The organism is Arthrobacter sp. B3I9, assembly GCF_030816935.1.
GTDB lineage: Bacteria > Actinomycetota > Actinomycetes > Actinomycetales > Micrococcaceae > Arthrobacter.
The window spans coordinates 2,234,764-2,259,523 of sequence record NZ_JAUSYO010000001.1 but is presented as its reverse complement, the minus strand read 5'-3'; the positions used below and the strand labels follow the sequence as shown (position 1 = coordinate 2,259,523).

25 protein-coding genes are annotated in these 24,760 nt (G+C 66.0%); 11 read left to right on the top strand and 14 right to left on the bottom strand.

Annotated features, from left to right (window positions below; all coding sequences use genetic code 11):
* Nucleotides 1-178: 178 nt before the first annotated feature.
* The gene (locus QFZ65_RS10620; protein WP_306910202.1) at nt 179-400 is read left to right on the top strand and encodes a hypothetical protein; all 222 of its coding nucleotides are present in this window, start codon (nt 179-181) and stop codon (nt 398-400) included.
* A gap of 225 nt (nt 401-625) precedes the next feature.
* Entirely contained in the window at nt 626-1,696 is a 1,071-nt protein-coding gene (locus QFZ65_RS10615; protein ID WP_306910201.1) for a hypothetical protein, read from the top strand.
* Here QFZ65_RS10615 and QFZ65_RS10610 read toward each other — a convergent pair.
* From QFZ65_RS10610 to QFZ65_RS10600, 3 genes are all read right to left on the bottom strand, one after another.
* On the bottom strand, nt 1,693-2,025 hold the full coding sequence (locus tag QFZ65_RS10610) for a hypothetical protein (RefSeq protein WP_306910199.1): 333 nt from the start codon (nt 2,023-2,025) through the stop codon (nt 1,693-1,695). The two genes, QFZ65_RS10615 and QFZ65_RS10610, sit on opposite strands and share 4 nt — an antisense overlap.
* Nucleotides 2,026-2,104: 79 nt before the next feature.
* The gene (locus QFZ65_RS10605; RefSeq protein ID WP_306910197.1) at nt 2,105-4,282 is read right to left on the bottom strand and encodes an elongation factor G-like protein EF-G2; all 2,178 of its coding nucleotides are present in this window, start codon (nt 4,280-4,282) and stop codon (nt 2,105-2,107) included.
* Nucleotides 4,283-4,427: 145 nt separating this feature from the next.
* Nucleotides 4,428-4,904 (bottom strand): VOC family protein, encoded by a 477-nt coding sequence (locus QFZ65_RS10600; RefSeq protein ID WP_306910195.1) that lies wholly within the window; start codon nt 4,902-4,904, stop codon nt 4,428-4,430.
* Nucleotides 4,905-5,069: 165 nt separating this feature from the next.
* On the opposite strand from QFZ65_RS10600, the gene QFZ65_RS10595 reads away from it, so the two are divergent.
* Together QFZ65_RS10595 and QFZ65_RS10590 are read left to right on the top strand one after the other, a co-directional pair.
* Complete coding sequence (locus QFZ65_RS10595; RefSeq protein WP_306910193.1) at nt 5,070-5,510, top strand: DUF3054 domain-containing protein; 441 nt, start codon at nt 5,070-5,072, stop codon at nt 5,508-5,510.
* Nucleotides 5,511-5,596: 86 nt separating this feature from the next.
* On the top strand, nt 5,597-5,878 hold the full coding sequence (locus QFZ65_RS10590; RefSeq protein WP_306910192.1) for an Lrp/AsnC family transcriptional regulator: 282 nt from the start codon (nt 5,597-5,599) through the stop codon (nt 5,876-5,878).
* Between the two features lie 79 nt (nt 5,879-5,957).
* On the opposite strand, the gene trpD is transcribed toward QFZ65_RS10590, so the two are convergent.
* The gene (trpD, locus tag QFZ65_RS10585; protein WP_306910191.1) at nt 5,958-7,016 is read right to left on the bottom strand and encodes an anthranilate phosphoribosyltransferase; all 1,059 of its coding nucleotides are present in this window, start codon (nt 7,014-7,016) and stop codon (nt 5,958-5,960) included.
* Nucleotides 7,017-7,224: 208 nt separating this feature from the next.
* On the opposite strand from trpD, the gene QFZ65_RS10580 reads away from it, so the two are divergent.
* The 4 genes from QFZ65_RS10580 (at nt 7,225) to QFZ65_RS10565 (ending at nt 11,508) form a co-directional block, all read left to right on the top strand.
* The gene (locus QFZ65_RS10580) at nt 7,225-7,803 is read left to right on the top strand and encodes a heme-copper oxidase subunit III (RefSeq protein ID WP_306910189.1); all 579 of its coding nucleotides are present in this window, start codon (nt 7,225-7,227) and stop codon (nt 7,801-7,803) included.
* A gap of 88 nt (nt 7,804-7,891) precedes the next feature.
* Entirely contained in the window at nt 7,892-8,677 is a 786-nt protein-coding gene (locus QFZ65_RS10575) for a cytochrome c (RefSeq protein ID WP_306910187.1), read from the top strand.
* A gap of 103 nt (nt 8,678-8,780) precedes the next feature.
* Nucleotides 8,781-9,851, top strand: a complete 1,071-nt coding sequence (locus QFZ65_RS10570; protein ID WP_306910186.1) for a ubiquinol-cytochrome c reductase iron-sulfur subunit — start codon at nt 8,781-8,783, stop codon at nt 9,849-9,851.
* Complete coding sequence (locus tag QFZ65_RS10565) at nt 9,829-11,508, top strand: ubiquinol-cytochrome c reductase cytochrome b subunit (RefSeq protein ID WP_306910183.1); 1,680 nt, start codon at nt 9,829-9,831, stop codon at nt 11,506-11,508. Before QFZ65_RS10570 ends, QFZ65_RS10565 begins: the two co-directional genes overlap by 23 nt.
* Before the next feature lie 65 nt (nt 11,509-11,573).
* Here QFZ65_RS10565 and QFZ65_RS10560 read toward each other — a convergent pair whose 3' ends face one another.
* On the bottom strand, nt 11,574-12,365 hold the full coding sequence (locus QFZ65_RS10560; protein WP_306910182.1) for a GntR family transcriptional regulator: 792 nt from the start codon (nt 12,363-12,365) through the stop codon (nt 11,574-11,576).
* 140 nt (nt 12,366-12,505) lie between these two features.
* Here QFZ65_RS10560 and QFZ65_RS10555 point away from each other — a divergent pair, with 140 nt between their 5' ends.
* A complete protein-coding gene (locus tag QFZ65_RS10555) occupies nt 12,506-12,799 on the top strand; it encodes an HPr family phosphocarrier protein (protein ID WP_306910179.1) in 294 nt (97 codons plus the stop codon).
* Nucleotides 12,800-12,936: 137 nt separating this feature from the next.
* Here QFZ65_RS10555 and QFZ65_RS10550 read toward each other — a convergent pair whose 3' ends face one another.
* The 5 genes from QFZ65_RS10550 to QFZ65_RS10530 form a co-directional block, all read right to left on the bottom strand.
* Nucleotides 12,937-13,338 (bottom strand): cytochrome c oxidase subunit 4, encoded by a 402-nt coding sequence (locus tag QFZ65_RS10550; protein ID WP_306910177.1) that lies wholly within the window; start codon nt 13,336-13,338, stop codon nt 12,937-12,939.
* Nucleotides 13,335-15,059, bottom strand: a complete 1,725-nt coding sequence (gene ctaD / locus QFZ65_RS10545; protein ID WP_306910175.1) for a cytochrome c oxidase subunit I — start codon at nt 15,057-15,059, stop codon at nt 13,335-13,337. Before ctaD ends, QFZ65_RS10550 begins: the two co-directional genes overlap by 4 nt.
* A gap of 10 nt (nt 15,060-15,069) precedes the next feature.
* Nucleotides 15,070-15,942, bottom strand: coding sequence for a cytochrome c oxidase subunit II (gene coxB, locus QFZ65_RS10540; RefSeq protein ID WP_306910173.1), 873 nt, complete (start codon nt 15,940-15,942; stop codon nt 15,070-15,072).
* A gap of 199 nt (nt 15,943-16,141) precedes the next feature.
* Nucleotides 16,142-16,531, bottom strand: coding sequence for an iron-sulfur cluster assembly accessory protein (locus tag QFZ65_RS10535; RefSeq protein WP_306910171.1), 390 nt, complete (start codon nt 16,529-16,531; stop codon nt 16,142-16,144).
* A gap of 171 nt (nt 16,532-16,702) precedes the next feature.
* Nucleotides 16,703-18,133: a dipeptidase gene (locus QFZ65_RS10530; protein WP_306910170.1), complete on the bottom strand. Its 1,431-nt coding sequence runs from the start codon at nt 18,131-18,133 to the stop codon at nt 16,703-16,705.
* Between the two features lie 178 nt (nt 18,134-18,311).
* On the opposite strand from QFZ65_RS10530, the gene QFZ65_RS10525 reads away from it, so the two are divergent.
* On the top strand, nt 18,312-18,911 hold the full coding sequence (locus tag QFZ65_RS10525) for a DUF3043 domain-containing protein (protein WP_306912551.1): 600 nt from the start codon (nt 18,312-18,314) through the stop codon (nt 18,909-18,911).
* Between the two features lie 90 nt (nt 18,912-19,001).
* Here the strand turns inward: QFZ65_RS10525 and QFZ65_RS10520 are convergent, their stop codons facing one another.
* Nucleotides 19,002-20,075: a quinone-dependent dihydroorotate dehydrogenase gene (locus QFZ65_RS10520; protein WP_306910169.1), complete on the bottom strand. Its 1,074-nt coding sequence runs from the start codon at nt 20,073-20,075 to the stop codon at nt 19,002-19,004.
* Nucleotides 20,076-20,209: 134 nt separating this feature from the next.
* Here QFZ65_RS10520 and QFZ65_RS10515 point away from each other — a divergent pair, with 134 nt between their 5' ends.
* The gene (locus QFZ65_RS10515; protein WP_306912550.1) at nt 20,210-21,265 is read left to right on the top strand and encodes an alpha/beta hydrolase; all 1,056 of its coding nucleotides are present in this window, start codon (nt 20,210-20,212) and stop codon (nt 21,263-21,265) included.
* Here the strand turns inward: QFZ65_RS10515 and QFZ65_RS10510 are convergent.
* The 3 genes from QFZ65_RS10510 to leuA all read right to left on the bottom strand — a co-directional run bounded on the left by QFZ65_RS10510 (nt 21,208) and on the right by leuA (nt 24,727).
* Nucleotides 21,208-22,068 (bottom strand): isoprenyl transferase, encoded by an 861-nt coding sequence (locus QFZ65_RS10510; protein ID WP_306910168.1) that lies wholly within the window; start codon nt 22,066-22,068, stop codon nt 21,208-21,210. The two genes, QFZ65_RS10515 and QFZ65_RS10510, sit on opposite strands and share 58 nt — an antisense overlap.
* A 5-nt stretch (nt 22,069-22,073) precedes the next feature.
* Nucleotides 22,074-22,829 carry a DNA repair protein RecO gene (gene recO, locus QFZ65_RS10505; protein WP_306910167.1) on the bottom strand — a complete coding sequence of 252 codons (756 nt, stop codon included), beginning with the start codon at nt 22,827-22,829 and terminating at the stop codon, nt 22,074-22,076.
* 158 nt (nt 22,830-22,987) lie between these two features.
* Complete coding sequence (leuA, locus tag QFZ65_RS10500) at nt 22,988-24,727, bottom strand: 2-isopropylmalate synthase (protein WP_306910166.1); 1,740 nt, start codon at nt 24,725-24,727, stop codon at nt 22,988-22,990.
* Between the last annotated feature and the right edge of the window lie 33 nt (nt 24,728-24,760).

Genomic DNA, 24,760 nt, shown 5'->3' with positions numbered 1-24,760 from the left:
CTACCAGCGCCATCCTCCAGGTTCCAGCTGATGGGAAGGATGTTGCCACCTCCCGTCAGCAAGGCATAGGGGCTTCCGGCCGTATTCGAGTCAGCCGTATTCCAGTCAATTGCCCTTGGTGAAAGGCATAGCCCGGTATTGAGCCCGGCGGTAGATTGTGCGCCGCATCTTGCTGCTAGTGGCTGCCGCCGCCTCCACGACGGGTGCTGCCGCTACCGCCTATCTGCTCCGCTCCATTAACCCGGTCCTGTTCTTCAGCCCGCAACCGCTCAGCGAGATGCGCCGCAAACCTCTGTTGAGGCGGTGGTACAGAGTCCATGCCCTCCGCCTCACCGCCAGTGCCATTGCCCTGGCCGCCATTCACCAGGCCCGCACCATCCGGCTCAGGGGCCGCGGATGAGTCCCCAGCCCTTTGACGGGTGGGGGCAGGCCGGCCGCCGCCGGTGGCCACCGGCAAGGCAACGTGGTTCTTCTCAAGGACAGGCGTGTGCGCCTAACATGGCATTGTTGCCCCGGACCCTGGCAGCGCCCTCGTCTCGGCGCCTTTCCAGGAGGTAGTTCCCATGCACGGCAGCCATCCGTTTATTCCAGCCACTGATTCCTGCTCTCCCCCCGGGAGGGCCTAGTGTTCTCCGGAGTTGCGGATGACGACCGCTTCGCACACCTCTGCAGGGGAGGCGGTCTGGAACGCATCGAGATCCGGGCCGGTCATTCGTGGGCCCCGATCCCGCTCGCGGTGTCCGGGCATGTCCTCGATGCTGAAGCCGGTGACCTCGCCGTAGGACTCCGGTATGGATTCGAAGACGATCGCTCCGAGGAACCCGGCAGCCCCGAAGACCTCGAAAACGGCCCGCGGCGATGGGTCAGTGTCAACCGAGCGCAGGCTCCGCTGTTGGCCGACGACGCAGCCTCGCTCCTGGGATACGTGGAATTTCCCCAACTTCGCAGCGATACGACCCGCGAACTGGTCAATGAATCCATCCAGGCGCTGTACCTCATCTGGACCGCCGCAGCGGGGCGCAGGGCCGCCGACAAGAGCAGGGGTATCCCGTATGCAGAGTCTCTCCTGGAACTGAACCGTATTGCCGGGGCGGCAGGCAGGATCGGAGCCTGGGAAGGAGACATCAAAGAAGTCCTAGGCCTCGGGTCCGAACTGCCGGGAGCGATATCAGGGCTGCGGCTGGAACCAGCCCAGGGCCTGGCAATTCCCAGGCACTTCCACGAGGTGAACGCCTATATGCATTTCACTCCCGCCGGAGGGGACGACTCGCTGGAGGTAGCCATCGTGTGGCGCGACGCCGGCGGCGAGCAAGCTGCTGTTGATCTCAGTCTTGGCGGGCTACCGGACAGGGCCCGTACGGAAGGCAGCTGGAACGTCGTCCAGGAGATCTTCGGCCCGACGCGGACGCAAGTCATCCAGGTCGCCGCGGAATGGCTGGCGGCCGTGGAGCGCGGCGCGCACGAGTTCGTTTTCGCACAGACCTTTTACGTCGTCCAGCGCATCATGGCAGCCTCGCGCGGGGGGCACTCTCCCGGCGGTCACGAGGTGGTGTGGAACCGCTCCGAGGGCACCCGGCGCAGCGCGCTCGCCCACGTGAATCGTTGGGTCGCTGACGTGTGTCCCCAATGGGCGGGTCTTCGCGCCGGAATCGACCCCCTGGACCGGGAACCCCGAACGTCCGACAGGCCGGTTTAGGCCCCCGGCCCGCTGTCTTCGTCGCCCGCGACGACTTGGTTGGCGATCAGGTCGACACGGTCGGCTGCAGTAAGCCGGTCATCGTTCTGGATCGCAGCAACGTCGGCGCTGTCCACCGCTTCTTTGGCGGGGCCTTCCGGGGCGTCGTCTTCTGCGGCGTCGGCGGTCCGGGAGTCCTCCTTATGGCGGACCTCCTCCAGGTGATGCTCGAGCTTTTCTTCAGCGTCCCGCCGGCGCTGACCGACGGAACGCATCTGCTCCGTAGTTGGTGAACCGCCGTAACTCCCCTGCTCCTGGTGCTTTGGCGGCGCGTCTTTCTTTTCGCTCATAATGGCATCGTGCCACCATGTACCCGCGTACCGGAAGAGACGGCCAATAACCCTGCCTGCGACCCGGAACAGTTCAGGTTCAAGCCTTCGCGGCCGGGCGGGCAGCGCTCGCCGGCACCGGCTCGTGCCGCAGGTAGGTCCTGCTGAACCGCCCGCTCCCGGAAGTCAGTGCGCGCAAATCAATCGAGTAGCGCAACAGTTCCTGATCCGGAACCTCTGCAGCGATTTCGGTGATATCTCCGCCCGTCGACGTCGTCCCCGTCAGTCGCGCGCGCCGGGACGACAGGCCGCTCATCACCGCGCCGACGTGCTCCTCCGGCACGCTGATAGTCACCTCCGAGACGGGTTCCAGCAACTGGATCCGGGTGGTCGCGGCGGCCTCCCGCAGGGCCAGTGCGCCAGCCGCCTGGAAGGCCGCGTCAGAAGAGTCCACACTATGCGCCTTGCCTCCGAGCAACGTCACCCGGATATCGACGACGGGGAAGCCGGCGGCAACACCTTTCTGCATTTGGGTCCGTACCCCCTTTTCCACCGAAGCGATGAAAGGCCCCGGGATCACCCCTCCGACCGTTTTGTCGATGAACTGAAAGCCGGTGCCCCGCTCCAGCGGCTCAACTTCGATGTCGCAGACGGCGTACTGGCCGTGGCCGCCGGACTGTTTCACGTACCGGCCGTGACCGGACGCTGCTGCCGCGAAGGTCTCCCGCAACGGAGTCACCACATCAACCGTGTGGAGGTTTACGCCCTGGTCCCTCAGCCGGCCGAGGACCACCTCCGCGTGGGCCTCGCCCATGCACCACAGAATCAGCTGGTGCGTCTCGGAATTCCGTTCAACCCGGAGCGTGGGGTCACCCGCCGCGACCTTTCCCAGGCTCCTGGCGAGGACGTCCTCGTCACCGTGAGAGGCCGCTTCAATGGCAACGGGCAGCAGCGGTTCGGGCATCTCCCACGGCTGGACCAGGAGGGGCAGTTCCTTGGACGAGACGGTGTCCCCCGTTTCGGCGGTGCCCAGCTTAGTGAGGGCACAGATATCTCCCGCAACGCTGTACGGGACCGGCCGCAGGCTCGAACCCATCGGTGAGTAAAGGTGCGCAACCCGCTCGTCACTGTCGTGGTCCTCATGGCCCCGGTCGGCAAGGCCGTGGCCGCTGACGTGGACGGCCGTATCCTCCCGCAGGGTGCCGGAGAAAATTCGCACCAGGCACACTCTGCCAAGGAAGGGGTCGATCGTGGTGCGCACCACCTCACCGGCCAGGGGTCCCTCGGGGTCGCAGCCGAGCAGGCCGGCCGGGGCACCGGCAAGATCCGTCACGGGCGGCAGTTGGCGTTCGGCCGGGGACGGGAACGCCCGCGTCACCGTCTCGAGCAGTTCCGCCACGCCCAGGCCGGTTTCCGCGGAGGTCGGCAGTACAGGGTGGAAGGACGCCCGGGCCACCGCGGTCTCCAGGTCCTGGATCAGGATGTCCAGGGCGATGTCCTCCCCCGCAAGGTACCGGTCCATCAGCGTCTCGTCTTCGCTCTCGGCGATGATCCCTTCAATAAGCGCGCTGCGCGCCGTCTCCGAGGCGGCGCGTTCGGCGTCGTCGGCCGTCCGGAACACGGGCACCGGGTTGTCCAGCACAGGCTCAGACACGGTTCCGGAGAGGAGCCCCAGCAGGCCCGCCGCTGCGGTGCCTGAGCCGAGCGGCACGTACAGGGGCATCACGGCGTCTCCGAAAGCACGCCGGCACCTGGCCAGGGCGGCCTCGAAATCCGCCCGGGGGTGGTCCAGACGGCTGATCACAACCGCCCTGGGCATGCGGGCGCTCTCGCACTCTGCCCAGAGAGCGCTGGTGGCGGCGTCGATATCGTCAACCGCTGACACAACAAACAGCGCCCCGTCAGCAGCCCGCAGGCCGGCCCGCAGTTCACCGACAAACTCTCCGTATCCTGGGGTGTCGAGCAGGTTCACCTTGACGCCGTCGACGCCGAGAGGAACCACTGAGAGGGCGACGGATCGCTGCTGGTGGATCGCCGCCGGTTCCGAATCGCTCACGGTGGTGCCCTCTGCGATCGACCCCATCCGTGAGATAGCGCCGGTCGCGGCGAGCAGCGCCTCGCTGAGCATCGTCTTCCCTGCCCCCGAGTGGCCGACGAGGGCTATGTTCCGGATTTGTTCCGGCCGGTCCGGCGGAGGGCCTTCGGTGGTGTCTGCACGCCGGAGGTCGGCACCACGGCCGGCGTTCTTTGCCGGCGCCTTTGCATCCTTTGCCGGCATGAGTGCCTCCTGGCGTCGTGTTCATGGTGCGCTCCGGGCGGCGGAACGGCCTGTCTTAAGGATTTGACACCCTGCGGGGAGCCGACAGCAAGATGCAAGCCAATCTCCGTGGCGGTAGTCCCGTTCCGGCGGCCCTCCCCGCGGTTCAGCCGCCGTCGTAGGCCCTTTGCAGCTCCGCGATGTCCAGCTTCTGCATCCCGAGCATGGCCTGCATCGCGCGCTGGCTGGCCAACGGGTCCGGCCCGCCGATCAGCCGGCCCAGCACGGACGGGACCACCTGCCACGAGACGCCGTACCTGTCCTTGAGCCAGCCGCACTGCCCCTCGGCGCCGCCCTGGCTCAGCGCCGCCCAATACCGGTCAACCTCTTCCTGGGAGCCGCAATCCACAACGAAGGAGACCGCTTCGTTGAAGGTGAAGGCCGGTCCTCCGTTCAGCGCCGTGAACGTCCGGCCTCCGATCTCGAAGCGGACGGTGATCGCCTGGCCTGCGGGCCCGGGACCGCCTTCGCCGTAGCGGGCCACGTCCAGGACCTTGCCGTCCTCGAAGAGGGAAACGTAGTGCTCGGCGGCTTCCTCGGCCTGGTTGTCGAACCACAGGCAGGTCGTGACTTTTTCGTTCACTGGGTACTCTTCCCGTTCTGCCCGTGCGGCCGGGCGGACACCGGCCGCGATGCGGGTTGAGCCAGAGCCTAGTCCGGCGGCGGCGGGCGGACAACGGACGTCATCCCCGGTTCAGCGCCGGAAAGGCCGGCGGAACCGGCCGGGCTGCGGGGCTAGGCTTGAACCATGACGTCATCCACGCCCGGAGTTTCCGGTAATCCAGCCAGTCATCCAGTCCGCGACGCCGGGTTCAGTCGGTCCGCCGCGCTGGCCGCCGCGGCCGACGTCGTCTTCATCCTTGTTTTTGCCGCCATCGGACGGGATGCGCACCAGCGCGCTGAAGACGTCACCGGGGTCCTGGCCACTGCCTGGCCTTTCCTCGCCGGTGCCGCCGCAAGCTGGCTGGTTCTGCGCGCCTGGCGCGCTCCTCTCGCCCTGTGGCCGGCCGGCGTCGGCGTCTGGCTGGGAACGGTGGCCGTCGGCATGCTGCTGCGGGCGGCCACCGGGCAGACCGTGGTTCTGCCCTTCGTCATCGTGGCGCTGCTGGCGCTGGCCGTTTTCCTGCTTGGATACCGGCTCCTGGCCTTGGCGGTGGACCGGTTCCGCACACGCCGCCGGCAGGCCTGATGTATTAGGCTTGCAGGAAAATGGCGTCGCTCCGGCGGGCCATTAATCGGCCGGCAACGGCGCAACAGCTCCGGAAAGGCTCAGACGTGGTGACCGCTTTCGTCCTGATCAAGACAGACGCTTCCCGCATCCCCGAAACCGCTGAAGAAATCTCCGCCATCCCGGGCATCAGCGAGGTCTACTCCGTGACCGGGGAATGGGATCTGATCGCCATCGCCAGGGTGGCGAAGCACGAGGACCTCGCGGACGCCATCGCGGACAAGCTCTCCAAGGTTCCCGGAGTGGTGCACACCACCACCCAGATCGCGTTCCGCGCCTACTCCCAGCACGACCTCGACGCGGCCTTCGCACTCGGGTTCGAACAGTAGCCGGCTGGGCGCAGCAGCCGATAAGCAGCAACCGGCTAGAACTGGTAGCGGGCGGACGCTGCTGCCGGGCCCGGCGGGCCTAGCTGTGTGAGAGTGCCACCCAGCGCTCCAGTACTTCGGCAGCCGCCCCGGAATCAATTGATTCCGCCGCCCGCTTCAGGGCCGAAGCCATCCGGTCCGCCAGGGTGCCCACCGCGTCGAGGTCGAACGCCACCAGTCCCGCAGCGGCGTTGACCAGGGCGGCGTCGCGGGCGGCTCCCGGAGCGCCCGAGAGGACCGCACGGACGACGGCGGCATTGGCCGCCGCGTCCCCGCCGCGCAACTCTTCGAGGGTTGCCCGGCGGATCCCGAGGTCGCGCGGGTCCAGTGTTTCCTCCGTCACCGCGCCGTTCCGGATCTCCCAGACACGGGAGGGTCCGGTGGTAGTCAATTCATCCAGCCCGTCGCTGCCGCGGAAGACGAGCCCGCGGCTCCCGCGCTTGGCCAGGACGCCCGCCACCAGGGGCGCCATCCGTTCGTTGGCGACGCCGACGGCCGAGGCCTGGACGTGGGCGGGGTTGATCATCGGGCCCAGGAAGTTGAATGCCGTCGGCACTCCGAGTTCCCGGCGGGCGACGGCGGCGTGCCGCATGGAAGGGTGGAACACCTGGGCGAAGCAGAAGGTGATGCCGGCCTCGTCGGCATTCAGCGCGACCCGCGGAATGGGAAGGTCCAACCGGACGCCAAGGGCCTCCAGGACATCGGCCGAGCCTGACGCCGAGGACGCGGCGCGGTTGCCATGCTTGACCACCTTGGCGCCAGCGCCGGCGGCGATCAGGGCCGCCATGGTGGAGATGTTCACTGTGTTCTGCTGGTCCCCGCCGGTGCCGACGATGTCCAGCTTCTCGCCGGAGATGCCTATCGGGCTGGCGTTGGAGATCATGGCCTCCACCAGCCCCGCGAGCTCGTCCACAGTCTCACCCTTGGACCGCAGGGCAACGAGGAATCCCGCCACCTGTGCCGGCGATGCCTCTCCGGACATGATCGTATTCATCGCCCACTGGGTGCTTCCGGTTGTGAGATCCGTACCGTCGATGAGCGCGCCGATGAGCCGCGGCCAGGTGTTGCCGGCGGGCTGGGCAGATGCCTGAGAAGTCACCTCCCGATGCTACCGAGGTGCGTGCCGCTATGACCAATGTGAACGGGTACCGGAACTTTTCCGCGCGAATTCGCGGCTTTGTAGAAAAAGTCCTCCGAAAACGCGGTTTGCGTTGGGCAGGACGGACTTTTATAGACATAATGTCTATGTGACATCTGCGACCCATGCCCCCAGTACCCCGGCGCACCCGACGCTGAATCGCCCGAATATGGTTTCCGTTGGAACCGTGGTCTGGCTGTCCAGTGAGTTGATGTTCTTCGCCGGTCTCTTCGCCATGTACTTCACTCTCCGTTCGACGTCCGGACAGATGTGGGCGGAAGAGACAGCCAAGCTCAACTTCCCCTTTGCGCTCGTAAACACGATCGTCCTCGTGGCAAGTTCCTTCACTTGCCAGATGGGCGTCTTCGCCGCCGAGCGGCTCCAGCCGCGCCGAAGTGGCGGCCGACTCAGCTTCACCCGCTGGGGAATGAACGGATGGTTCACCCTGACCTTCATCATGGGTGCCTTCTTCGTGGCCGGCCAGTCGACGGAATACGCCATGCTCGTGTCCGAGCACGTCTCCCTCTCGTCGAATGCCTACGGTTCAGCGTTCTACATCACCACGGGCTTCCACGGCCTGCACGTCATCGGCGGCCTTGTTGCCTTCCTGCTCATCATCGGCCGCTCCTTCGCAGCAAAGAAGTTCGGCCACTTCGAAGCAACCTCCGCGATCGTTACCTCGTACTACTGGCACTTCGTGGACGTCGTGTGGATCGGCCTCTTCCTGGTCATCTACGTCCTGAAGTAGCCGCAATTTGACTCTTTTTCTACAAGAGACAGAATTTCTAGAAGCGGCTCCCCCGAGCCAACGCAGGATCGAATAAAGGAACCACTACGTGAAGGCACTCTCGCAGAAGCGACGTCACCCGCTGGCAGCAATAGCGCTGCTACTGATGGGCCTCTTGGTCACGGGTGGGCTGTACGCCGTTGCTACCACTGTCAACCAGGCCAAGGCCACCACCACCTTCACCGCCAATGACGTTGAAGAAGGCGGAAAGCTCTTCGAGGCCAACTGCGCCACCTGCCACGGCATGGGTGCGAGCGGATCGCCGTCCGGACCCTCCCTGGTCGGCGTGGGCGCCGCAGCAGTTGACTTCCAGGTTGGCACCGGCCGCATGCCCATGCAGATGAACGGTCCCCAGGCCTACAAGAAGCCTGTCCAGTTCAACGAAGAGCAGACCCGCCAGCTGGCCGCCTACGTTGCCAGCCTCGGCCCCGGCCCGGCCATCCCCGAAGCCGGAGTCCTCGATGAGCAGGGCGACTCCGCCAAGGGTGGAGAGCTCTTCCGCACCAACTGCGCCATGTGCCACAACGCCGCCGCTGCCGGCGGTGCACTCACCCGGGGTAAGTTCGCCCCGGCCCTGGCGGGAGTCTCCGGCGAGCACATCTACGAGGCCATGGTCACCGGCCCGCAGAACATGCCCGTCTTCAACGACGCGAACATCTCCCCGGAAGGTAAGCGCGACATCATCACCTTCCTGAAGCAGATTGAAGCCAACGGCTCCCCGGGCGGCGCCGACCTTGGTGCCCTGGGCCCGGTATCCGAAGGACTTTTCGTCTGGATCGCCGGCCTGGGCGTCATCATCGCCTTCACCATCTGGCTGACCTCGCGGACGTCCTAACCACATCCGCTGCACCTGTAAGAAAGTTTCTGCTGGCACTTCAGCAGTATGAATTGAAAGCTAACCCGGCACACGCCGGGACGAGAGAGGGATGAGGCGAATTATGGGCAACCATAGTGACGGCAGTCCGATCCACTCGGGCACCGTAGCTACGGCTGGTCAGAATGAGGTGGAGAAGTTCCAGGATCCTGGAATTCCCCCGCATCGTTTGCGCCTGGCTGACACGGACCCGAGGGCCGCAAAGCGAGCAGAACGGCAGGTAGCCCTACTTTTCGGGGCCTCCGTTGTCGGCACCCTGATATTCCTGGTGGCGTATTTCGCCATCGATCTGGGCAATGACACCACAATTGCCACCATCCGGCTGCAGAACACCCTGCTGGGCATCGGCACCGCCTTTGCCATGCTGGGCATCGGCACCGGCATCGTGCACTGGGCCAAAGCCCTCATGCCGGACCACGAGGTTTCGGAGGAGCGTCACGCCATCCGTGCCGAGGACGACCGCCAGGCTGCTGTGCGGATTGTCGACGACATCGTCGAGGAAACCGGCATCAAGCGGCGCCCGCTGATCCGCAACACCCTGCTCGGCGCGGTCGCCCTGGCTCCCCTGCCGGCTCTGGCTGTGTTCGGTGACCTCGGTCCCCGTCCCGACGACAAGCTGGCGCACACCATGTGGGCACCGGAGGGCGGCAAGCTCAAGCGGCTTACCCGCGACCCCGAGGGCACCCCGATCAAGGCCGCAGATGTCACGATCGGATCCGCCTTCCACGTCATTCCGGAAGGCCTCAACGAGCTGCACGAAGGCAAGCTGAACGAAAAGGCCAAGGCCGTCGTCCTGCTCATGCGCCTGAACCCGGAGTCCCTCAAGCCCTCCGCGGGCCGCGAGGACTGGGGTTACAACGGCATCGTCGCGTACTCCAAGATCTGCACCCACGTTGGTTGCCCTGTTGCCCTTTACGAGCAGCAGACCCACCACCTGTTGTGCCCGTGCCACCAGTCAACCTTCGACCTGACCCAGGAATGCAAGGTTATCTTCGGCCCGGCCAGCCGGCCGCTCCCCCAGCTGCCCATCGCAGTTGACTCCGAGGGCTACCTCGTCGCCACCAGCGACTTCCATGAACCTGTAGGACCTAGCTATTGGGAGCGTGATGAGCATGAGCGCAACAACAACAGCTAATACCACCACCTTCGTCCCCACGACCAAGGCCGGCCGTATCACCGACTTCGTCGACCAGCGTGTCGGCGGGTCCGCCATGCTCCGCGAATTCGGACGCAAGGTCTTCCCCGACCACTGGTCGTTCATGTTCGGTGAAGTGGCGCTGTACACGTTCGTGATCCTGCTGCTTTCCGGAACGTTCCTGACGTTCTTCTTCGACCCGTCGATGGCCGAAACGCACTACGCCGGTTCCTACGTTCCGCTGAAGAACGTCGAGATGTCCGTAGCGTACAGCTCCTCGCTGAACATCTCCTTCGACATCCGCGGCGGCCTGTTCATGCGCCAGGTCCACCACTGGTCCGCGCTGCTGTTCTGCGCATCGGTGGCGGTGCACATGCTGCGCGTATTCTTCACCGGTGCCTTCCGCAAGCCGCGTGAAATGAACTGGGTTGTCGGCGGCGTTCTGCTCATCCTCTCGCTGGCTGCCGGCTTCACCGGTTACTCGCTTCCCGATGACCTTCTCTCCGGCAACGGCCTGCGCATCATCGACGGCGTCATCAAGTCGATTCCCGTGGTGGGCACGTACATTTCGTTCTTCCTCTTCGGCGGGGAGTTCCCCGGCTCGATGATCATCGGCCGCTTGTACACGCTGCACATCCTGCTGGTTCCGGCCCTGATCCTCCTGATGATCGTGATCCACCTCTTCATGGTGGTCGTCCACAAGCACACCCAATACCCCGGCCCCGGACGCAACGACGGCAACGTCGTCGGCTACCCCCTGGGCCCGGTCTACGCGGCCAAGGCCGGCGGCTTCTTCTTCATCGTGTTCGGTGTCATTGCCATCATGGCGGCGTTCTTCACCATCAACCCGATCTGGAACTACGGCCCCTACGACCCCTCCCCGGTCTCCGCAGGCACACAGCCTGACTGGTACATCGGCTGGGTGGACGGTGCGCTGCGCCTGATGCCGGGCACTCTCGGCAACTGGCACGTAGAGCAGGTCTGGTTCGGCCACGTATTCACCTTCAACGTGCTCCTGCCGGCCCTGGTTCCGGCGGGAATCGTGTTCACGGTTCTTTTCACCTACCCGTGGATCGAACGCTGGATCACCAAGGACGACCGCGAGCACCACGTGCTGGACCGGCCCCGCAACGCGCCGACCCGTACGGCTATCGGCGTGGCAGGCTTCGTGTTCTACTCCGTCCTTTGGGCCGCTGCCAGCTCCGACCTCATTGCGACGCACTTCAACGTGGCGCTGAACGATGTCACCTACTGGCTGCGTGCGCTGTTCTTCCTAGGACCGGTCATCGCCTTCGTTGTGACCAAGCGCGTCGCCCTGGCACTGCAGCGGAAGGACCGTGAGATCGCCCTTCACGGCCGCGAGACGGGACGTATTGTCCGGCTGCCGCACGGTGAGTTCATTGAGGTTCACGCCCCGCTGGACGAATACAAGCGGTACAAGCTGGTCGGGTTCGAGTCGCCCACCCCGCTCCCCGCGCAGCCCAACGCCAACGGCGTGGTCGACGGCAAGGAGAAGCGCCGCGCGGCGCTCTCCCGGTGGTTCTTCGAGGACCGGGTTGCTCCGGCCTCCCCCGCCGAGCTCGAGGCGGCCCACGGCCACCACGGCGTCCATGAGGCAATCGAAGCGACCGAGTCGCAGAAGACCCTCAGCCACTAGCACCATCGCAACACCAGAAAGGCCCGGTCCGCTTGGACCGGGCCTTTCTTGTACCGCTTCTGTCCTTACTGGCGGTAGCCCGACGCGTAATTGCGCGTCGGCCGGACACCGGGGCGTTGCAGCGGCACCCAGAGCTTGTAGCGGTCAGCCCGGTAGTAAGACACGGAGTAGTCCACCATGGCCCGGGCCACAAAAGCATGGCGCTGGATTTTCAACAGCGGGGAACCTACTTCAACGTTGAGCAGCCTGGCGGTGGACGGCGACGCCGCGGTGGCCTCTATCATGTCCTCGCCCCACTCCATCACGAGCCCGAAGCGCTCACTCAGGACGTTGTAGAGCGACGTCGGCGGCTCCTCGTCCAGCAGGCCGGGAACCCGGTGTGCCGGGATGAAGTTCTCATCCACGCTCATCGGCTCGTTATCGGCCAGCAGCAGGCGACGGAACCGCACCAGCGGTGTGCCCTCCTCCAGCTGCAGCTCCCGGGCGAGGAAGGCGCTGGCCCCGATCTGCTCGAAGCTGAGGACTTTCGCCGCCGGAACCATGCCGCGCCGCTGCATCTCCTCGCTGTAGGACGTCAGTTTCACCTGGAGGTCAAGCTTCGGTTTGCGGACGAAGGTTCCCAGGCCCACGACGCGCTCGATGACCTCCTCACCGACCAGTGCGTCGATGGCCTGGCGGACCGTCATGCGGGCCAGTCCGAAGCGGATGGCAAGGTCCCGCTCCGATGGCAGCGCCGACCCCGGAGGACACGCCTTGACGATGTGTGCCCGGATGATTTCCCGCAGCTGGACATAGATGGGTGTGCCGCTCTGCCGGTCGATGTCTCCGGCCATCCGGGACGCGTCAGAGGACGCCATGGTACTGCCTGCCGCATTGGTTCATACCTCAAGGTTAAGCCACCGCGGCGGAGGTCTAGACCAGCACCCTGTCGTTTCGTGTGCTGCTCAAACCCCGGCTAGGCTTGAAGCACACGCCGGAATCAGCTAAGGAGTTCCCGTTGCCAGTACGCAAGGCAATTGTCCACGCCACCGTCGGCCTGCACGCCCGGCCGGCGGCAGCGTTTGTGCGCGCAGTGACCGAAACAGGGCTCCCGGTCACCATCAGCAAGGACGGCAAACCCGGAGTCGACGCCCGGTCGCTGCTTGAGGTGATGACCGAGGACTTCGCCTGCGGCTGCGAGGTGGAACTGGCCGTCGCAGCGGACGCGATCCCCGCCCCGTACAGCGTCCTGGAGGCCGAGGGGGCACTGGAGAACCTGCGCCTCCTCCTGGAGACCGCACAGCCCGGCTGAAGCCCCCGCAACGGCTTTGCTCGCGCTTTCCAGCAGAGAGGCGAACGTACGGCCAGCAGCGACAGACATACGACGGCGGGCCCCACCTTCTGGTGGGGCCCGCCGTCTTTTATTTTTTGCTTAGTGCTTACCTGCGGCTAGTGCGCGTGGTCACCGCGGCTGTATTCATACACCCAGCCAACCAGGGCAACGACCGCCAGGCCGGCTGCGATGTAGACAATCCAGAACCCCACGGCCAGGCCGAGGAATCCCGCGGCGCAGGAGAAGCCCAGGACCAGGGGCCACCAGCTCCAGGGGCTGAAGTGCCCCTGCTCGCCGGCGCCTTCGTGGATCTCAGCGTCGCTGCGGTCCTCGGGCCGAAGCCCGACGCGCTTGCCGGTGAAGCCGAGGTACGCGCCGATCATGCCGGCGAGGCCTCCGACCAGCAGGATGCCCAGGACACCGACCCACTCGCTCCAGTGGGTCAGGAACCCGTAGACCAGGGCGACCGGGACGAAGAAGAAAACTCCGAGTCCAAAAATCCTTGATTCGATCTTCACAGCGAGGCGTCCTTCTGGTCGGCGTTACCAAGGGTCGCTGCAGCAGGGGCAGGAGACTCAATGGTGTAGGACTGGGAGAGCTCAGGGTGGTGCAGGTCCAGCGCGGGACGCTCGGAACGGATCCGCGGCAACGAGGTGAAGTTGTGCCGCGGCGGCGGGCAGGAAGTTGCCCACTCCAGCGAGCCACCGAAGCCCCACGGGTCATCAACCGTTACCTTTTCGCCAGCCCGCCACGTGATGTAGACGTTCCAGAAGAACGGGATCAGCGAGGCACCCAGCAGGAAGGACGCGTACGTGGAGAACTGGTTCATCCACGTGAAGTTGTCCTGCGGCATGTAGTCCGCGTAGCGGCGGGGCATACCGATGACGCCGAGCCAGTGCTGGATAAGGAACGTGCCGTGGAAGCCCAGGAAGAGCATCCAGAAATGGACCTTGCCCAGGCGCTCGTTCAGCATGGTCCCGGTCCACTTCGGCCACCAGAAGTAGAAGCCGGCGAACATTGCGAACACCACGGTGCCGAAGACCACGTAGTGGAAGTGTGCCACCACGAAGTAGGTGTCGGAGACGTGGAAGTCCAGCGGCGGGGAAGCCAGGATGATGCCGGTCAGGCCGCCGAAGAGGAAGGTAGCCAGGAAGCCGATGCTCCAGAGCATGGGGGTCTCAAAGGTGAGGGAGCCCCGCCACATGGTGCCGATCCAGTTGAAGAACTTCACGCCGGTCGGAACAGCAATCAGCATGGTCATGAAGGAGAAGAACGGCAGCAGCGCGGCACCGGTGACGTACATGTGGTGCGCCCACACGGTCACGGACAGTGCGGCAATCGAAATCGTCGCGTAGACCAGACCCTTGTAGCCGAAGATGGGCTTGCGGCTGAACACCGGGAAGATCTCCGAGACAATGCCGAAGAACGGCAGCGCGATGATGTAGACCTCGGGGTGGCCGAAGAACCAGAACAGGTGCTGCCAGAGCACGGCACCGCCGTTTTCCGGATCGAAGATGTGCGCGCCGAAGCGGCGGTCCGCGCCAAGGGCGAACAGGGCCGCAGCCAGCGGCGGGAACGCCATCAGGACCAGGATCGCGGTGACCAGGATGTTCCAGGTGAAGATCGGCATGCGCCACATGGTCATGCCCGGGGCGCGCATGCAGATGATCGTGGTAATGAAGTTGACCGCACCCAGGATGGTGCCGAAGCCGGAAAGCGCCAGGCCGAAAACCCAGAGGTCACCGCCCACGCCCGGGCTGAACGTGGTGTTCGACAGCGGCGCGTAGGCGAACCAGCCGAACGACGCTGCACCCTGCGGGGTGATGAAGCCGGAGACGGCGATCGTCGAGCCAAAGAGGAAGAACCAGAAGGCCAGCGCGTTCAGCCGGGGGAAGGCGACGTCGGGCGCGCCGATCTGGAGTGGCATGATGACGTTGGCGAAGCCCGCGAACAGCGGGGTGGCGAACATCAGCAGCATGACGGTGCCGTGCATGGTGAACAGCTGGTTGTACTGCTCTTTGGTCTGCAGGATCTGCATACCGGGCTCGAACAGCTCGGCGCGGATCAGCAGCGCCATCACACCGCCGAAGCAGAAGAACACGAAGGACGCGATCAGGTACATGTACCCGATGGTCTTGTGGTCGGTCGAGGTGATCCAGTTGACGACGATGCGCCCCTTGGACTTGGGTACTACGGGAGCCGTGAGGATCCCGGAGGGCTGACTGTAGGTGGTTGCCACGTCGCTTCCCTTACTTGTTTTCGGTCTTGGCCGGGAGTCGGTCGTACTCTTCGCCGAGCAGGCCGGAGTTGCCGTCCTGACGCAGCTGCTCCAAGTGAGCCTTGAACTCTGACTCGGAGACAACCTTCACGCGGAACAGCATTTCGGAGTGGTATTCGCCGCAGAGTTCGGCGCACTTGCCGTCGTAGGTCCCCTCCTTGGTGGGGGTGAACCTGATGTAGTTGACCTTGCCCGGGATCATGTCGCGCTTCTGGAGGAAGGCGGGAACCCAGAAGGAATGGATGACGTCGCGGGCGTTGAGCTCGAGGTCAACCGACTTGTTGACGGGCAGGTACAGCGTGGGCAGCTTTTCCTTGTCCACTTCCTGACCGGTCAGGTGCGCCTGGACCCCGGCTTCGTGGACGTCTCCGGTGACGACGTCGCCCTTCTTGTAGTTGAAGTCCCAGGCCCACTGCTTGCCACGGACGTCGACAACGACATCGGCAGGCTGGCTGCGGTTGTCGATTGCCTGCTGGTCACGGTCGGTGAAGTAGAAGAACACCAGGACCATGAACAGCGGGATCGTCAGGTAGAAGACCTCCAGCGGCAGGTTGAAGCTGTTCTGGCGGGGGAAGCCCACGGTGCCCTTGCGCCGCCGGTAAGCGACGATGCACCAGATCATCAGACCCCAGGTAATGATGCCCACTACCAGCGCGGCAATCCATGAGTTGACCCAGAGGTCCATGATGCGGTCAGTGTTACTGGTGGTCCCACGTTCGGTGGGCATCCACCCCTTCTGTACCTCTGGTGAACATCCAGTCAAAGCCAACGCGCCGGCTAGTGCCAAGCCAGTGATCGTAGAGATCTTTTTGCGTCGGCTGCCGGTTCGGTTCTGCGAACTCACAGACGGCCCTTCCTACTTGTTGCTGTCGCCCGGGTCACCACTGGCGTTCCGGGCACACGAAAAGTTTTACTACTCGTTGTAGAGCTTACCGCTCCGCAGGAGTTTTCGCCCACATGTCCGCACCGTGGCTCGGAAGCGTTTTTTCCGGCCCGGCCCGTGTCCGTTTCGGGCGGCACTAAGGCCGGCCGAACGGCCGGCCCTAGTGGAAGGAATCACCGCAGGCGCAGGAGCCGCCGGCGTTGGGATTGTCGATGGTGAAGCCCTGCTTTGCGATGGTGTCCTCAAAGTCGATGCTGGCACCACTGAGGTACGGGACGCTCATCTTGTCGACGACAACTTCAACGCCGTCGTAATCGCGGACGGCATCTCCCTCGAGGAGCCGCTCGTCGAAGTAGAGCTGGTAGATAAGGCCGGAGCAACCGCCCGGCTGCACGGCCACGCGCAGGCGCAGGTCGGTGCGGCCTTCCTGCTCCAGCAGGCTGCGGACCTTGCCGGCGGCGACGTCGGTCAGGTTGACCTCGTGCGTGGGCAGCTCCTCGCCGGCAATAACGGTGGTGTCGGCGCTGTTTTCATTGGTTGTAGTGCTCATGGCCTACCTTCTGACGACGGTGGTGGCGGCTCCACGTACGCGGTGCCCGCCCCTACTTGAACGGTATGGGCTATAGCTACATGCTACGTCGGTCGGACGTGTAGCTCTAACTCCTGTCGTAACCCTGCGGACCCGCTGGATGTTCCCCCGACGGCGGATATTGCGGTCCGGTCACGCCAGTCCTTCCGCGTTGAGCCGTGCCAGCATGAAGGCTTCGGCCGTGATGGCATTCCGGAAGTCCTCCAGGTGGAGGGATTCGTTGGCGCTGTGCGCGCGGGAATCGGGGTCTTCCACACCGGTGACGAGGATCTGGACGTCCGGGTAGAGCTCGGTCAGGTCGGCGATGAAGGGAATGGAGCCGCCGATTCCCGTTTCCACTGCCGGGACGCCCCAGGCCTCGCCCAGGGCCCACAGGGCCACCTTTGCCGCTTTGGAGGAGGTGTCCGTCAGGAAGGAACTGCCGCTCTCCCCCGGCGTGAACACGACGCGGGCGCCGAAGGGCGCGTTCGCCTCGACGTGCCTGCGCACCGCTTCCATGGCTTCGGCGGGATCCTGGCCGGGCGCGAGCCGCAGGCTGAATTTGGCGCGCGCCCGCGGGAGCAGGGTGTTGGAGGCGACGTCAACCGCGGGGGCATCGAAGCCGATGATGGACAGGGCGGGCTTTGTCCACATCCGGGAGGCGATGCTTCCGGTTCCGGCGAGCTTCACGCCGTCGAGCACGGAAGCGTCGGCACGGTATTCCGCTTCAGTAAGGTCCACCGTCACGTTGTCGCGGCTGACCAGACCGGGGATGGCGACGGCGCCGTCGGCGTCGTGCAGTGTTGCGATCAGGCGGGCAAGCAGGGTGGGGGCGTCCAGCACCGGGCCGCCGAACATGCCGGAATGCACGGCGTGTTCCAGGACCTGGACCTCGATGGTGCCGTCCACAAGCCCGCGCAGGCTCGTAGTGAGCGCCGGGACGCCGACCTTCCAGTTGCTGGAGTCCGCCACCACGATCACGTCGGCGCGCAGGAGGTCCTTATGCCTTTCGAGGAAAGACCGGAACGTCGGGGAACCAGCTTCTTCCTCCCCCTCAAAAAAGAACGTCACGCCCAGGCCGAGGTCCTCCCCCAGCACCCGGACCGCCGCGGAGTAGGCCGCGATGTGGGCCATGATCCCCGCCTTGTCGTCGGCGGCTCCGCGGCCGTAGAGCCGGCCATCGCGTTCGACGGCGGTGAACGGCTCTGTTTCCCACAGCGCCGGATCTCCGGCCGGCTGCACGTCGTGATGCGCGTACAGGAGGACGGTCGGCTTTCCCGCGGCGGCCGGCCGGCGGGCGACGACGGCGGGGCCGCCGGGCGTGCCGTCCTCCTTGTCGCAGCGCAGGATCCGGACGTCGTCGAAACCGCTTGCCCGGACGAGACCGGCCACCGCCTCGGCGCTGGCGTCCAGCGGGGCCGGATCGAAGCTGGGCCAGGCGATACCCGGAATGGCCACGAGGTCCTTCAACTGGGTGATGGTGGCATCGAAGGATTCGGCGACGGCCTGGCGCAGGGCGTCGGCCTCGGGAATTTCAACGTGTCCGGAAGCGCTGTGGGCGTTGGCGGCAGGAAAAGAAGTCATGGCGGAAACACTACCCGCGCCGCTGACCACCACAAATAGCGCTCCGGTCGCCGCCGAAAGGCTCGGTGAGGGGTCGGTGACGGGCTCGGTGAGGGGCTCCGGGGTGGACCCCAGGGCGGGCCGCGCGCTGGCGCCCGGACTGGGACCCGGGCCGGCGGCCGCGGGGTATTCTATATGGGTGTTTGGACGAAAAAAGGAAGCGCCCACGGCGCAGGAAATAGTTGACCAGCAGGCGGCCGCGGCTTCGGCCCGGGACGCCGCCTCGGGCAAGGGAGCGCCCACGCCCAAGCGCAGTGCGCAGGTGGCCGCACGCAAGCGGCCGCTCGTGCCCGAGGACCGCAAGGCCTCCAAGGCCGCCGAGCGCGTCGCCATCCAGGACCAGCGGCTGAAGATGCGCCAGGCCATGGATACCGGGGATGAGCGGTTCCTGCCGCTTCGCGACAAGGGCCCGCAGAAGCGCTTCGCCCGCAATTACGTGGACGCCCGGTTCAACCTCGGCGAGTACCTCATGTTCGGCGCGTTGGTCTTCGTGGTCGTGTCGCTCCTGGTGCCCGCCTCCAGCGACCTGATGATCTATGTCCTCGGCGCCTTCTGGGTGATGTTCCTGGCGGTGTTCGTGGACGCCTTCATCCTGTCCCGGAAGCTCAAGACACGCCTTGCCGCCAAGTTCGGCGAGGCCGAGCGCGGCACTGTCTGGTACGGCTCCATGCGGTCCCTGCAGTTCCGCCGCCTGCGCATGCCGAAGCCGCAGGTCAAGCGCGGCGAGTTCCCCTCCTAAGTTTTCGTTTCCAAGAGGCCCCGGCAGTTCCTCAACTGCCCGGGCCTCTTTTGTGCCCGGAACCCGCGGGTATGACGTCTGGCAGTACAGCTACCGCCGGGAGGGGTGCTTTGCCAGCAGCCGGTTGATGTGCGCAGCCCAGAAAGGGCCTTCGTAGAGGAAGGCCGTGTAGCCCTGCACCAGGGTGGCCCCGGCGTCGAGCCGCTGCTGGACATCCTGCGCCGTTTCAACGCCGCCAACGGATACGAGCGCCAGCGCACCCCCGGTTGCGGCCTTCAGCCGGGACAACACCTCAAGGGAACGCTGCTTCAGCGGCGCCCCGGAAAGTCCGCCGGCACCGCACGCCTCGACCTTGTCCGGACCGGACGCCAGACCCGTGCGGCCAATGGTCGTGTTCGTCGCGATGATGCCGTCCAGGCCCAGGTCAAGTGCAAGCCGGGCGACGTCGTCGATGTCCTCGTCACTGAGGTCCGGAGCGATCTTCACGAGGAGCGGCACGTGGCGGCCGGCTGCCTTGTCCGCTTCCTCCCCCACCGCGGTCAACAGCGGGCGGAGCGTCTGCACGTCCTGCAGCAGCCGCAGGCCCGGGGTGTTCGGCGAACTGACGTTGACGACAAGGTAATCAGCGGCGGGAGCCAGGCTGCGGGCGCTCACGAGGTAGTCTTCCACCGCGTCCTCGAGCTCCACCACCTTGCTCTTGCCGATATTGACCCCGATGACCGGCCGGACCCCCGGGTGCCGGCGCTGCAGCGCGGCCCGGGCGGACTTCAGGCGGGGCGCCACCGCTGCGGCGCCGTCGTTGTTGAAGCCCATCCGGTTGATCACGGCCCGGTCCTCAATCAGGCGGAAGAGCCTGGGAGCGGGGTTGCCCGGCTGCGCCTGGCCCGTGATGGTGCCGACCTCCACGTGGCCGAAGCCGAGCTCCGTGAGGGCCTCGATGCCGTGCCCTTCCTTGTCGAAGCCGGCTGCCAGCCCGAACGGGGAGGGAAAGGTCAGGCCGAAAGCCTGGGTCTGGAGGGAGGCTGCCGGCGCGGTGAACTTCTGCAGCACCCGCCCGGCGCCGCAGGTATGCACCAGGCGGATGGCCTGGAACCCGATCTTGTGGGCGCGTTCGGCGTCCATCCATGAGAAGGCCAGCCGGAAGAATGTGGGATATACGCGCATGGGTCTAGTTTTCCGGTTCTTGTGGCCCAGACCAAACCCGGCGCTAGCATGAAGCCATGACCAGCGACAGCGCCGTTCCGGCTCCCGGCGCGGCCCCGGGCACTGCCCCGGTCCCAGCGCAGTGGGAGAGCGACATGCTCGGTGCCGGCTTCGAAGCCTGCACCTTCCAGGCCGCGGGTGCGGACGGCGTCGCACGCACCGCCACCCTGGTGCGGCACGTTCCGCCCCGGGCCGGAGGCACCGGGCCGGAGGTCCGGCTGCGGACCGGTCCCGAGGCTGCCGCACCGCTCCCGGCGGGGCCGGCCCAGTCGCGGGCCGTCCTGTTCCTTCACGGCTGGAGCGACTACTTCTTCAACAAGGAGCTGGCGGAGTTCTGGACCGGCAGTGGATTCCAGTTCTTCGCCCTGGACCTGCACAATCACGGACGGAGCCTCCGGCCGGAAACCCCTGGCGGCTATGTCGCCGACCTGGCGGACTACGACGCCGAGATCACCGGGGCGTTCGGCATCATTGGCTCGCTTGCGCCCGGCGGCACGGCGCCGCCGGCTGTCACGCTGATGGGACACTCCACCGGCGGCCTGGTTGCCGCGCTTTGGGCGAGCCGGCACCCCGGCGTCGCATCGCAGCTGATCCTGAACAGCCCCTGGCTGGAAATGCACGGCAGCCCTGCCGTGCGGCGCGCGACGCGCACCCTGCTTGGCCCGCTCGCGTGGCTGCGGCCGGAGTCCGTGATCCGGCTTCCCGAGCGGGGGTTCTACTGGCGCAGCATCAGCAGCTCGGCCGAGGGCGAGTGGACCCTGGACGATGCGTTCCGGCCGCCGCAGGCCTTCCCCGTCCGCGCGGGATGGCTCAGCGCAGTCCTCGCCGGGCAGGCCCGGGTGGCGCGGGGCCTGAACCTCGACATCCCCGTCCTCGTGCTGATCTCGGGAGCCAGCGCCAACGGGATGGTCTGGAAGGAATCCATGCGGAGCACGGATGCCGTGCTCGATGTAAACACGATCGCCCTCCGGTCCCTGGGCCTTGGCCGCAGCGTCACGCTGGAAAGGATCGACGGCGCACTGCACGACGTCTTCCTGTCTGCGCCGAAGGTGCGTCAAGACGCCTACGCCCGGCTGGCGCGGTGGGTCCGGGCCTACGTGCTCGACGCGCCGCCCGTGACCGGGACGGCAGCGTCGATGGCACCGCCGTAGCGGCGGTCCCGTTTGGCATAGATCTCCACCGCGTCCCACAGGGTGCGCCGGTCCACGTCAGGCCAGAGCGTGTCAAGGAAGACGAATTCCGCGTACGCCGACTGCCAGAGCATGAAGTTGGACAACCGCTGCTCACCGGAGCTCCGCAGGAACAGGTCCACGTCCGGCAGGTCGGGCTCATCAAGGTACTTCTGGATGGTCTTCTCCGTGATGGCCCCGGGCCGGAGGCGTCCGGCGGCCACCTCTTCCGCGATCGCGGACACGGCGTCGGCGATCTCGGCCCGGCCGCCGTAGTTGACACACATGTTCAACGTGCAGGTGCTGTTCCCCCGGGTGTAGTCCTCGGCCTCTTCCAGCTCCCGGATGACGGAGCCCCAGAGCCGCGGGCGCCGGCCGGACCACCGGATCCGGACGCCCCATTCGTCCAGCTGGTCGCGCTGCCGGCGCAGCACGTCCTTGTTGAACCCCATCAGGAAGCGGACTTCCTCCGGTGACCGGCGCCAGTTTTCGGTGGAGAAGGCGTACACGCTGACGTGTTCGATCCCCAGCTCGATCGCCCCCGCCATCACATCCAGCAGGGCGGGCTCCCCCGCCTTGTGGCCTTCAATCCGCGGGAGCCCCCGCTGGTTCGCCCAGCGGCCGTTGCCGTCCATCACGATGGCGACGTGACGCGGGATCAGCTCCGCCGGAATGGCGGGCGGCACGGCGCCGGAGGGGTGCCCATACGGCTTCACCACCGGAGCGGTCCGCTGCCGCGCCGGTGCATTCTTCTTCGCCGGGTTCTTTCCCGCATTCTTGCCCAACACCGTTAAGTTCGCTCCACATGTTTGAGGGATTTAAGCGCACGTTCCAGATGCCATTGCAGGTAGCTGGCCACCAGTCCGGCGGACTCGCGGCGGTGAACGGGCTGGGAGGCGTCCGCCGTGGCCCAGTCCCCGGTCAGCAGGGCGCCAAGCAGCACCACAGTCTCGGCCGCGGGCGCAGGGGAACCAGGAGGCCGGCAGTCGGCACAGACCATGCCGCCGAGAGGCGCCGCGAATGCGCTATGTGGCCCCGGCGCGCCGCAGCGCGCGCAGACAGTGAAGCTCGGGGCCCAGCCGCCGGTGGAAAGGGCGCGGAGCAGGTATGAATCGAGGATCAGTTCCGGGGTATGGTCGCGGCGGCTCAGGGAGGCCAGCGCACCCACCAGCAGGTTGTACTGGGCGGTTCCCGCCTCGTTGTCGACGTCGGTAAGCTTTTCCGCGGTCTCCGTCATCGCCGCGGCAACCGTGTAGGCGCCGTAGTCTGCGGCAATGCTGCTTCCATAGGCGCCCTTGGCGACGGCCTGGATCACGACGTCGAGCGTCCGCCCCGAGACCAGCTGCAGGTCCGCCACCATGAACGGCTCGAGCCGGGCCCCGAAGCGGCTGCTGGTGCGGCGGACCCCCTTGGCCACGGCACGCACCTGGCCGTGGTGCTTGGTCAGCAGGGTGATGATGCGGTCCGCTTCCCCGAGCTTGTGGGTGCGCAGCACGACGCCGTCATCACGGTAGGAGCGAGCTGCAAAGGAAGATAGTTGGGCCACGGTTAATCTTCGCACTGCCTTTCGGTAAACACGGTCTTCCCGGACCAGGGCCTTCGGCACGGGCCGGCGTCGGCAGTCATAGGCCGGACACGCACTGCGCCGCCGGACAGATCCGGCGGCGCAGGCGAACAGGGGCAGCGGAACGGCACCCAGTCCGGCTAGGCGCGGGCGTCCCGCACGGCCCGGTTCACGGCCGAGATGACCGCCTTGAGGGATGCCGTGCTGGTGTTGGCGTCGATCCCGACGCCCCACAGCACCCGCTCGCCCACAGCGCACTCGACGTAGGCCGCAGCGAGGGCGTTGCCACCCTCGGACAGGGCGTGCTCGGTGTAGTCCAGCACCCGCACGTCGACGCCGTCCTCGCGCAGGATGCTCAGCAGTGCGGCGATCGGACCGTTGCCCGTGCCGGTGCGGCGGAACTGGGTGCCGTCGACCTTCAGTGAAGCGGTCAGGGTCATTGCCCCGCCCTCGTCCGTCTCAGTGCTGATGGCGCCGAGCGCATAGCGTCCCCACTGGGTGTCGGCCGCTGTGGAGGGCAGGTACTCGTCCTGGAAGACCTGCCACAGCTGGGCGCCGCTGACTTCGCCGCCGGCCGTGTCGGTGTGCTTCTGGATGACGCCGGAGAACTCGATCTGCGCACGGCGCGGCAGGTCCAGGTTGTGCTCGTTCTTCAGCAGGTAGGCGACGCCGCCCTTGCCGGACTGGGAGTTGACCCGGATGACAGCCTCGTAGCTGCGGCCCAGGTCCTTCGGATCCACCGGCAGGTACGGAACCTGCCAAACGTGGTCGGCGACGTCCCGGCCGGCGGCCGCGGCGTCCTTCTCGATCGCTTCCAGGCCCTTCTTGATGGCGTCCTGGTGCGAACCGGAAAATGCCGTGAAGACGAGGTCGCCGCCGTAGGGTGACCGCTCGGCCACGGGCAGCTGGTTGCAGTACTCCACGGTGCGACGGATCTCGTCGATGTTGGAGAAATCGATCATCGGGTCGACGCCCTGGACGAACATGTTCAGGCCCAGGGTCACCAGGTCCACGTTCCCGGTCCGCTCGCCGTTGCCGAAGAGGCACCCCTCGATCCGGTCCGCGCCGGCCAGGTAGCCGAGCTCGGCGGCCGCCACGCCGGTGCCGCGGTCGTTGTGCGGGTGCAGGGACAAGATGATGCCCTCGCGGGGGTGCAGGTGCCGGCTCATCCACTCGATGGAGTCGGCGTAGACGTTGGGGGTGGCCATTTCCACCGTGGCGGGCAGGTTGATGATGACCTGGCTGTCCGCCGAGGCCTCAAAGACATCCGCGATGGCGTTGCAGACCCGGACCGCGTACTCCAGCTCGGTTCCGGTAAAGGATTCCGGCGAGTACTCGTAAGTGATGTGCGTGTCCACGAGGGTCTCCTCGTACTTCTTGCACAGCCGCGCGCCCTGCAGGGCGATGTCCAGGATGCCGTCCTCGTCCTGGTTGAAGACGACCCTGCGCTGCAGGACCGATGTCGAGTTGTAGAGGTGCACAATTGCCCGCTTGGCCCCGACCAGCGACTCGTAGGTCCGCTCGATCAGGTGCTCGCGGGCCTGCGTCAGCACCTGGATGGTGACGTCGTCGGGAATGTGGTTGCCCTCGATCAGCTGGCGGACGAAGTCGAAGTCGGTCTGCGAGGCGGACGGGAACCCGACCTCGATTTCCTTGTAGCCCATGCGCACCAGCAGGTCAAACATCTTCATCTTGCGGGCCGGGCTCATCGGATCGATCAGCGCCTGGTTCCCGTCACGGAGGTCGACCGCGCACCAGCGCGGGGCCTTCGTGATGACCTTGTCAGGCCAGGTGCGGTCCGGCAGTTCAACCGTGATCAGGTCCTGGAAGGGGACGTAACGGTGGACGGGCATTCCTGAGGGCTTCTGTGCATTTTGCATTACTATCGGGGCCTTTTCTGTGGTTCCTGGTGA